Origin of the sequence: Streptomyces sp. NPDC052701 (assembly GCF_040678355.1) — a bacterium.
Taxonomy (GTDB): domain Bacteria; phylum Actinomycetota; class Actinomycetes; order Streptomycetales; family Streptomycetaceae; genus Streptomyces.
The window spans coordinates 48,949-58,379 of record NZ_JBFATO010000046.1; the positions used below are offsets into that span (position 1 = coordinate 48,949).

Below are 9,431 nucleotides of genomic sequence, written 5' to 3' on the forward strand. Positions count from 1 at the left end.
CGCCCCGTCCGGCCGGTGGGGGCGACGGGGTCACCGGATGCGCGACCACCAGTCGAAGCGGATGCAGAGCCTTCCGCCGAGCCAGTACTCGCCCCAGTCGCCCAGGTCCGGCGACGGGCAGGTCGGGTGGGGCGGCGCCGTCGGCACCGGCCGGGACGTCGGCACGGGACTGGGCACCGGCACCGGCTCGGCGCGGCCGGAGAGCACGGACCGGTACACCTCGGCCGCCTTCGGGTTCCGCCCGCACTGCCACACGCCGTGCGGGCAGTAGTCGGTGATCGTGTGGTACAGCGGCTCGTGCGCGTCCATCCAGGCGAGCATGCCCCGCATGTACTCCGCGTTGTCGCCGTTGCGGAACAGGCCCCACTCCGGATACGAGATCGGCTTGCCGTGCTCCCGCGCGAACTCCACGTGCTTGCGCAGGCCGTACGGCTCCGCCACCTGCTCGTCGAAGGACATCCCCTGCGGCTGGTCGTACGCGTCCATGCCGATGATGTCGACCGTGGCGTCCCCCGGATAGCAGTCGGTCCAGGGGACGGCGTCGCGCCCGCGGCTCGGCGTGAAGTCGAACCGGAACCTCTGGCCCGGCACCGAGCGCATGGTGGTGACGATGCTGTTCCAGTATTCCTTCCAGGCCTCCGGGTCCGGCCCGCACCGATGGGTGTACGTGATGCCGTTCATCTCCCAGCCGAGCACGAGGATGGTGTCCGGCACCCCCAATCCGACCAGCCGCTCGGCCAGACGGCGGTAGTGCGGGTCGAACTCCCCGGCGGCGCCCCGGCGCAGGAGGGCACGGACCTCGGCGTCGGAGAGGCCCTCCTCGTTGCGCTCCAGCATGGGCACGTTGAGGACGAACATCCGGTCGGCCCTCTCCCGGCGCCAGTTCGCCCAGGCGTCGAGGAAGGCGGGGGCGCCCTCGATGTTGCTCCAGCGGTCGCCCGGCAGGTAGGTGCGCCCCACCCGCAGCTGGGAGCCGTTCAGCCACCGGCTGATCCCGGCCATGCGGAGCACGCCGAGGGAGCTGTAGTCGAGGTAGGCACCGAAAGCGGGCTGCCGGTCGGGGGACGCGGACGGCGGGGGCGGCACGACGGTGGCCGTCGGCACCGGGGCCGTCGGCACCGCGGCTGCCGGCACAGGCGTCACTGGCGCAGACGTCACCGGAACCGGCGTGGCCGGAGCCGGCGTGGCCGGAACAGGAGTCTCGGCGGCCTCCTCCGCCCCGGCCCCCACGGCGAGTCCGGGTCCCTGCACCAAGGCGGCCGCCGCGAGAAGACTGGCCGCGACGTACACGGCCCATCTGCTGCGGTGCCGCTGCCGATCGGCCATGGCTGCCCCTTTTCTCCGCTCATCGGCAGCAGCCGAAGCGTGCGCTGTTACCCGTTTGTCCCTGTCCACCCCGTTGATCAGTCATATGTATGTCCACTCCACCGACCGCGTTCTCCGCTTTCGCACCTCCTGATCACCCGCACGAGTGAGCCACGGCCGAGGACGGTGAGGAGCCGGGCGTGGAGGGGCCGGAACGCACCAGGGTGCCGGACGCGATACGTCCGGCACCCTGAACGCCGCACTACCGACGGGACGCGGCCCGGCCCCGTCGGTACAGGACGGCGCCGCTCGTCAGCAGCAGCACGGCGACGCCCGAGGCCGCGAGCACCTGCTCGCCACCGCCGGTCTCGGGAAGCGAGGGCGGCTCCGTCGGGGGCTCGGTGTGCGGGGGGACCGACGCGGGCGGTGTCGTCGGCGGCTTCGTCTTCACCGGCGGCGTGGTGGGCGGTGACGTCGGCGGCTTGGTCTCGGTCGGCGGCTTCGTCGTCGGCGTGTCGCCATAGCCGCCTTCCTCCTCCCCGTAGCCGCCTTCCTCGTCGCCGTAGCCGCCTTCCTCGTCGCCGTAACCGGCGTCGTCGTGGCCGTAACCGACGTCCTCGGCCTCGTCGTCGCCGTAGCCGTAGCCGCTCTCTTCGTCCGCGGTGGCCGGTGACGTCGACGGCGTCGCCTTCGCCGACGGCGCGGCGGAGGATTGCGCGGAGAGGGCGCTGCCCTGGCCTCCCGGCGTCCCGGAGGCCTTGACGCGGCCGGCCTTGTCGCCGGAGCCGTCGGCGTCGCCGTAACCGGCCTCGCCGACGCCACTGCCGGCGCGGTCGCCACTGGGGCCGGAGGCCGGGCCGCTCGCGCACGAGGCCTTGGAGGACGGGTCCTCCGGGGTTTTCACGCCGACGGAGTCACCGCAGGCACTCGCGGATACCTCGGGGTGCGATGCCGCGAACGCCTGGATACCGTACATGGGCAGGATGCTCGTCGCGGCGGCGGCCACGACCATTCCCCTGCTCAGTTTCTTTCGCATTGTCGTCGTCTTCCTGCTTGAAGGGGAAACGCAGGCCCTGGATTCGAAGGCAGGTTCAGGGCCGGCTCGTGCGTGACTGAGACGGAAACCGGGCTTCGGGCCGGACACGACGTGCCGTCGCCCACTGCTGGATGGGTGAGGACTGATTCCCGTCAGTCCTTGCCCCTCTTCTTACGGCTGTGTCCCGAGACGGCTTCCCGTCTCCCGTGGTTCCGTCTCCACTTGATCTTCCGGCTGGTCCAGTGATGGGATCCGGTGAAGTGCCAGTACCGGCAGCCCGAGCATCGGTAGATGCGGTCCGGAATCTTCTCCAGCAGTGGCTGCCTGATCAGCCAGAGCCTTGCCTCGGATTCAGTATGGAACGACGCTTTCCCTGTCTCCGGACAACGCGGCAGGATGATCACATCGGCCATCTTCCCTCCGGGGCGCGATTCAACTCACATGTTTCTTCAGCACAAGGATGAAACCCGATACTGCCCCAGCGGGAAATCCTCCATCAAGCAGGTGACGCCCTTATGGGCGAGTAGTCATCCAAATTCAACCGCATGGCCCTGTATGCAGTTGATGTGAATTGAACTGATCGGACGATGACGCCGGCCCGCACCGCCCCGTCCGGTGCGCCATCCCGGCACATGGAAAAACGGCAGCGGCCATCGGGAGGATGGCCGCTGCCGGCACCGGGGCGACTTCGCGACACGCGTGGAGGGATCCGGTGGTTCCGCCGACGGATCTTCCGGCCGGCCCAGTCCGGAACATTTTTCGATCAGCGGTTGTACATGAACCAGGATCCACCACCTGGGCCGGCTGCCGGACGATCATCCGCTCACTCGCGTGGACCGGTCTGCGAGCAGGAACCGCCGATGTTCATGACGTCGTCGCCCATACGGTGACCGGCGCGTTGGTCATGACCAGGGAGGCCGGCGCGGCAGGTCGAGGAGCGGGCCTTGCACGAAGGCGCGAGGCCCGGCCCTTCACAGCGCCGCGGAATCAGTTGCCGTCGGTGTTGAGCACCGCGCAGGAGTTGCCGATCGCCTGGGTGTTGTCGCCGGTGAGCGTGATCTGAATCGGCACGGCGATCAGGCCGGCTTCGAACTCCTGCTCACACTCCACGTCCTGCAGGTTGTCGAGGGTGACGCCAGACGGCTGGTCGTCCGACCCGCCATTGGCGCAGGCCTGGGCGACTCCGCCGCTGAGAGCCATGCCACCGACCATGACCGCTACAGCCGCGACCTTCTGGAACTTGTTCATCACTTCTCCGATTTCTTCGCGCGCCCGGGCCAATTACGGACCGTGCTCGGACAGTCACAGACGATAACATGCGACTCGCTCAACACCGCATTTCCCGATACGCCATATGGGGTACGGAGCCGGCGGACAGGCGGACGAGCCGGGATTACAGGAGAACCCGAGGGCCACGGAAGACGGAAAAGACGGCGCCGGACTCCGACCGGAGCACCCGGTGCGACAATAACGAAAAGTCGGGTCTCGCACCGAAGGCGCGAGACCCGACTCTGTACAACGCCGCGGAATCAGTCGTCGTTGAACGCGGCCACCAGGCAGGAGTTGCCGATCGCCTGGGTGTTGTCGCCGGTGACCGTGACCTGCACGGGCGCAAAGGCCAGGCCGCCGTCGAACTCCTGCTCACACTCCACGATCTGCACGTTGCCGATGATGAGGTCGGTCAGGTCCTTGCCGTCCTTGCCGTCATCGGCGTGGGCAACTCCGCCGCCGAGGGCCATGCCACCGACCATGACCGCCACAGCCGCGACCTTCTGGAACTTGTTCATCACTTCTCCGATTTCTTCGCGCGCCCGGGCCAATTACGGACCGTGCTCGAACATTTACCGACAATAACACACGGCTCACTCAACGCCGCTTTTTCCGATACGCCGTACGGGGGAATAATCAGTGCCCGTGCCCGTCTTTCATCCCATCGCACTCATCGGACTACGCCGAAATACTGACCGCCCGTTCGGAGCAGCTCCGCGACGGCGAGAAATTGCGAGGACGGAGGGTCGGCGGGCGAGCCGGGCCACGAAAGAACACGAGAAAGACTTTCTGCGGGCGCAAATCCTTCACCCGGGCGGGGGAAAGACTCGGGCACCGACGCGAAGCGGGCCCCGCACCGAAGGCGCGAGACCCGACTCTGCACAACGCCGCGAAATCAGTCGTCGTTGGACGCGGCCACCAGGCAGGAGTTGCCGATCGCCTGGGTGTTGTCGCCGGTGAGCGTGACCTGCACGGGCACGAAGAGAACGCCGCCCTCGAACTCCTGGGCGCACTCGACGACCTGCAGGTTGCCGATGACGAGGTCAGCCGCGTCCTTGTGGTCGTAGCCGTCATCGGCGTGGGCGACCCCGCCACCGAGAGCCATGCCGCCGACCATGACCGCCACAGCCGCGGCCTTCTTGAGCTTGTCCATCACTTCTCCGATTTCTTCGCGCCCGGGCCAATTACGGACCGTGCTCGGACAGTCACAGACGATAACACACAGCACGCGTACCGCTGCATTTCCGGCACACCCAATGGAGTGCGACTAATTGATTCATATGCGTTTTATTTGATGGTGGTACGACAGGGCGGCCGCGTCCATGAGACGCCGTCGGCCCGGGGAGGGTCAGGGGGTGCAGAGCGTGGTGCTCTCGCCGTCGGTCTGCAGCGTGGCGCAGGCCTGCCGAACCCTGGGCGCGGTGACGGTGACGCTCTGCCGGGCACCGGCCTGAACGGTCTGCTGCAGGCTCAGGAGCTCGGTGCCGTCCGCGGTGATGCGCACATCGACGGTGCGCGTCCGGCCGCAGACGACGTTGACGCTGATCGTGCTGGTCACGGTGTTGCTGACGTTCTGGATGCCGACGGCGCAGGGGAAGCCCTGCTGCGGAGCGGCCTGCGCGGGCGCGGCGGCGACGACCGGCACGGAAGCCAGCAGCGCGGTGGCCGCCGAACGGAACATGCGATGAGGCATCGGTCCTCCAGCTGTCGACGAGGGCCGACCGCCACAGGCCGTCAGCCCCTGAGTGAGCCCAAAACGCCCCTTAGGTACGTTTTCGAGGAGATGTGATCACGGGCACCGAGGGGGCGCAACACCTTCGGGGCCGTCCAGCTGATCACCCGCCGTCAGCGCGGCGCCTCGGTCACGTCCGCGTACGCCGCCGTCATCGCGTGGCGTCCCGTCTTGAGGGCGGCCGGACAGGGGTGTGCCGGTGGACGGCGGCGGCGCCGTACGGGTGGCCGTCGCCGACGGCGACGGGCCGGTTGCGCACTCCGGCGCGATCGGGCACCGCGGGGCCGGCGCGGTGCCGATGTCCCGCGTCCGGCCGGCGCGTCGACGTCCCGCGCTCATCGCCGGCCCAGGGCCTCAGGACACCACGTCCTTGCGGGCGAAGCCGCGGAACGCCAGGGCGAACAGCACGAGGGCGTACGCCACGGAGACCGCGGTGCCCTGGATCATGCCGGACCACTCGGGAGTCGGCTGGAGGGCGTCCGCCCAGGCGAACTGCCAGTGCGCGGGCAGGAAGTCGCGCCAGTGGCCGAGGGCCGTGACGGCGTCCAGGACGTTGCCGACGATGGTCAGGCCGACCGCGCCGCCGACCGCGCCGAGCGGGGCGTCGGTCCTGGTGGACAGCCAGAACGCCAGCCCGGCGGTGACCATCTGGGACACGAAGACGTACGCCACGACCACCACGAGCCGCTGCGCCGCCGTGCCGGGGTCGAGCGCGCCGCCGGTGGGGATCTGCAGGGGACCCCAGCCGTAGGCGGCCGTGCCGACGGCGAGGGCCACGACGGGCAGCAGCACCATGGCGGCCAGGCTGAGGCCCAGTCCGACCACGAGCTTGGACCACAGCAGCCGCACGCGCGGCACCGGGGCGGCCAGCAGGTAGCGCAGGGAGGACCAGCCGGCTTCCGAGGCGACCGTGTCCCCGCAGAACAGGGCGACGGGGATGACGAGCAGGAAGCCCGCCGACACGAACAGGCTGACGGCGGCGAAGTTGGCCCCGGACGCGGTGGCCGTGTCCATCAGCGTCACCCGGCCGTTCTCGGCGTCCGGCTCGCCGCCGATCGCGAAGGCGATCACCAGCACGAACGGCAGGGCGGCGAGGATCCCGCCCATGACCAGCGTGCGGCGCCGCTTCGACTGGCGTATCAGCTCCACCCGCAGGGGCAGGGTGCGGCCCGCCCGGTAGCCGGGCGCCGCCTCGGTCCCCTCGGCCAGGGTGCTCATGCCGAACCTCCGATCAGGGTGAGGAAGGCGTCCTCCAGGCGGCGGTGCGGGCCCACCGACGTCACGGGCACCTCGAGTCGTACGAGTTCGGCGACCAGGCGGGGCGCCGAGCCGTCGGCGCCGAGCCGGACCAGGAGCCCGTCGTCGGTGCGTACGGCCGAGGCGACGCCCGGCAGCGCGGCCACCTTGTCCACGACCGGCTCCTCCAGGGGAGCGGCGGTGCCGACGAGCAGGGTGTCCCCGGAGCCGACGATCTCTCCGACCGGGCCCGCCTGCACGAGCCTGCCCCGGTCCATGACGACGAGGTGCGTGCAGGACTGCTCGACCTCCGCCAGCAGGTGGCTGGAGACGATCACCGTGCGGCCGGCGGCCGCGTAGCGGATCATCACCTCGCGCATCTCGCGGATCTGGGGCGGGTCGAGGCCGTTGGTGGGTTCGTCGAGGATGAGCAGGTCCGGCAGGCCCAGCATGGCCTGGGCGATGGCCAGGCGCTGGCGCATGCCCTGGGAGTAGGTGCGCACCGCGCGGGCCAGCGCGTCGCCCAGGCCGGCGATCTCCAGGGCCTCGTCCAGGTGGGCGTCCCCGGGCGGGCGGCCGGTCGCGCGCCAGTACAGCTCCAGGTTCTCGCGGCCGGACAGGTGCGGGAGGAAGCCCGCGCCCTCGACGAAGGCGCCGACGCGGGACAGCACCGGGGCGCCCGGCCGGACGGCGTGGCCGAAGACGCGGATCTCGCCGTCGTCCGGCCCGATCAGGCCCATCAGCATGCGCAGGGTCGTCGTCTTGCCCGCGCCGTTCGGGCCCAGCAGGCCCAGGACCTGGCCCTTCTCGACGCGGAAGGACAGGTCCCGTACGGCGTACCGGTCCGGCGACCCGGCGTACCGCTTGCTCAGGCCGGTGATCTGGAGCGGGACGCCGGCCAGCTCCGGGTCGGGGGCGGGGCCGGCCGTGCGGCGGCGGGCGCTCAGCAGCAGGGCGAGCGCGATCGCCCCGGCCGTGAGCGGCAGCCACCACACCCACGCGGGCAGGGGCGCCGCCGCGGTCGTCAGAGCGGGGACGGTCGGCACCTCCAGGTCGCTCGCGAGGGCGACGGTGTATGTGGCCGGGGCGGTCGGGGAGGCGTAGCCGAGGTCCGTGGAGGACAGGACCAGGCGCAGCCGGTGGCCCTTCTGGACCTCGTGGTCGACGGCGGGGAGGGTGATCGTCACGTCCCTGCCCGACCGGGCGCCCTCGACCCTGACGGGCGTCACCAGCTGGGCCGGCAGCACCGGCCGGCCGCCGCCCGGGCCGACGTCGTACACCTTGCCGAAGAGCACGGCGTCCTCGCTGGTGGACCGTACGTGGACGGTGACCGTCGGCGAGCCGGTGATGCGCAGGTCGCGGGTCATCGGCGCCGATTCGAAGCGCGCGTACTGGCCGGGGAAGTCCAGCGACAGCCCGACCCCCAGCGAGGACAGCCGGGCCAGGCCGCCGGAGCCGCCGAGGCCGGGCAGGGCGGAGACGGCGGGCGGGCCGGCGCCGGCCGGGTTGTCGAAGCTCTGCTCGCGGCCGGTGAGGGGGATGGGCCTCCGCCCGCTCCCCAGGCCCGGGTAGCGGTCCGCGCTCGCGCCCCGCAGCCGGGCCGCGCCGTCGGTGGAGTCGACGCCTCCGGTGCGGGTGACGCGGAACGCCGGTCCGGTGCCGGTGTTCTCCTCGCCCTTGAGGTGGCGGTCGAACCAGCCGCGTACGCGTGCCTGGACGCGGCTCGTCTCCAGGTCGCCGCCGTCGTGCCCGCCCGCGATCCAGTCGACGTCCACGGGCGCGCCGTTCGCGCGGATCGCCTTCGCCGCCCGGTCGGCCTGGTCCAGCGGGAAGAGGGAGTCGGACTGGCCCTGCACCAGCAGCGTGGGCACCTCGATGCGGTCGCCGACCGCGGACGGCGAGCGCCGCTCCAGCAGCCTGCGGGCCTCGGCGTCGGGCTCGCCCGACTCGGCGACCCGCTCGTACATCCGGCACAGCGCGGGCTCGAACCTGTCGCAGCCGCCGCCGGAGCTGACGAAGACGCCCGCCCACAGCTTCTTGAACACGCCGTTGGGGAACAGCGCGTCGGCGAGGTTCCAGTACGTGACCGCCGGGGCGATGGCGTCCACCCGGTCGTCGTGGCCCGCGCCCAGCAGGGCGATCGCGCCGCCGTAGGAGCCGCCCGCCATGCCCACGCGGGGGTCGCCGGCCTTGTCGAGCTCGACCTGGGGCTGCTCGGCGAGCCAGTCGATCAGCTTCGAGACGTCGGCGACCTCGCCCTCCGGGTCGTTCAGGCCGATCTTCCCCGTCGACCTGCCGAAGCCGCGCGCCGACCAGGTCAGGACCGCGTAGCCGTCCCGGGCCAGGTCCTGCGCCTGCTGCCGCACGTCGTCCTTGCTGCCGCCGAAGCCGTGCCCCAGCAGGACCGCCGGGCGGCGGCCGCCCGGGCCGGAGGTGAAGTACGAGGTGTCCAGGCGCACCCCGTCGCCCACGGCCACGACCCGGTCGGCACGCCGCACCGGGGGCGCGTCGTCGGAGGCGACGGCCGTCCACGTGCCGGCACCGGCGAGCACGGCCACGGCGGCTCCGGCGGCCAGCAGCCGCCGGGGCCCTCGCAGCAGCCCCCGCCATCCGGGCCGGCCGTGCCTCGAGGGCGGTTGAAGATCCATGCGTCAACGGTACGGGCCGCCGCCGACAACCGATGCGGTCCCGGGGCTGAACCGGCGGCCCTCCCGCAGGAGTACGGGACGGCCGCCGCGTACCGCGCCCGCGGTACGCGGGCGTGCCCGGCGGGGCCGTGCCGGCCGCGCGCGTCCTGCGCCGCGGCACCCGCCGGCCGGCGGGTGCCGGGGCGCAGGACGGAGGCAGCGGGCG

General features: G+C 71.4%; 8 protein-coding genes. All 8 read right to left on the reverse strand.

What is annotated here, in order from left to right; translation table 11 throughout:
* Positions 1–30: 30 nt before the first annotated feature.
* Positions 31–1,326: a glycosyl hydrolase gene (locus tag AB0L29_RS32480; RefSeq protein WP_365832393.1), complete on the reverse strand. Its 1,296-nt coding sequence runs from the start codon at positions 1,324–1,326 to the stop codon at positions 31–33.
* 241 nt (positions 1,327–1,567) lie between these two features.
* Positions 1,568–2,341, reverse strand: coding sequence for an LPXTG cell wall anchor domain-containing protein (locus AB0L29_RS32485; RefSeq protein WP_365832395.1), 774 nt, complete (start codon positions 2,339–2,341; stop codon positions 1,568–1,570).
* A gap of 987 nt (positions 2,342–3,328) precedes the next feature.
* Entirely contained in the window at positions 3,329–3,589 is a 261-nt protein-coding gene (locus AB0L29_RS32490; RefSeq protein WP_365832397.1) for a hypothetical protein, read from the reverse strand.
* Positions 3,590–3,870: 281 nt separating this feature from the next.
* Entirely contained in the window at positions 3,871–4,128 is a 258-nt protein-coding gene (locus tag AB0L29_RS32495; protein ID WP_365832399.1) for a hypothetical protein, read from the reverse strand.
* A 377-nt stretch (positions 4,129–4,505) separates the two neighbouring features.
* On the reverse strand, positions 4,506–4,763 hold the full coding sequence (locus AB0L29_RS32500) for a hypothetical protein (RefSeq protein ID WP_365832401.1): 258 nt from the start codon (positions 4,761–4,763) through the stop codon (positions 4,506–4,508).
* 195 nt (positions 4,764–4,958) lie between these two features.
* The gene (locus AB0L29_RS32505) at positions 4,959–5,303 is read right to left on the reverse strand and encodes a hypothetical protein (RefSeq protein ID WP_365832403.1); all 345 of its coding nucleotides are present in this window, start codon (positions 5,301–5,303) and stop codon (positions 4,959–4,961) included.
* Between the two features lie 393 nt (positions 5,304–5,696).
* On the reverse strand, positions 5,697–6,560 hold the full coding sequence (locus AB0L29_RS32510) for an ABC transporter permease (protein ID WP_365832405.1): 864 nt from the start codon (positions 6,558–6,560) through the stop codon (positions 5,697–5,699).
* Positions 6,557–9,226, reverse strand: coding sequence for a CocE/NonD family hydrolase (locus tag AB0L29_RS32515; RefSeq protein WP_365832407.1), 2,670 nt, complete (start codon positions 9,224–9,226; stop codon positions 6,557–6,559). Before AB0L29_RS32515 ends, AB0L29_RS32510 begins: the two co-directional genes overlap by 4 nt.
* Positions 9,227–9,431: the final 205 nt, after the last annotated feature.

Bases quoted from the DNA above. Each gene is read 5' to 3' on its own strand.
- AB0L29_RS32490 (WP_365832397.1), bottom strand. From the start codon at position 3,589: ATGAACAAGTTCCAGAAGGTCGCGGCTGTAGCGGTCATGGTCGGTGGC.
- AB0L29_RS32485 (WP_365832395.1), bottom strand. From the start codon at position 2,341: ATGCGAAAGAAACTGAGCAGGGGAATGGTCGTGGCCGCCGCCGCGACG.
- AB0L29_RS32505 (WP_365832403.1), bottom strand. From the start codon at position 5,303: ATGCCTCATCGCATGTTCCGTTCGGCGGCCACCGCGCTGCTGGCTTCC.
- AB0L29_RS32510 (WP_365832405.1), bottom strand. From the start codon at position 6,560: ATGAGCACCCTGGCCGAGGGGACCGAGGCGGCGCCCGGCTACCGGGCG.
- AB0L29_RS32480 (WP_365832393.1), bottom strand. From the start codon at position 1,326: ATGGCCGATCGGCAGCGGCACCGCAGCAGATGGGCCGTGTACGTCGCG.
- AB0L29_RS32500 (WP_365832401.1), bottom strand. From the start codon at position 4,763: ATGGACAAGCTCAAGAAGGCCGCGGCTGTGGCGGTCATGGTCGGCGGC.
- AB0L29_RS32515 (WP_365832407.1), bottom strand. From the start codon at position 9,226: ATGGATCTTCAACCGCCCTCGAGGCACGGCCGGCCCGGATGGCGGGGG.
- AB0L29_RS32495 (WP_365832399.1), bottom strand. From the start codon at position 4,128: ATGAACAAGTTCCAGAAGGTCGCGGCTGTGGCGGTCATGGTCGGTGGC.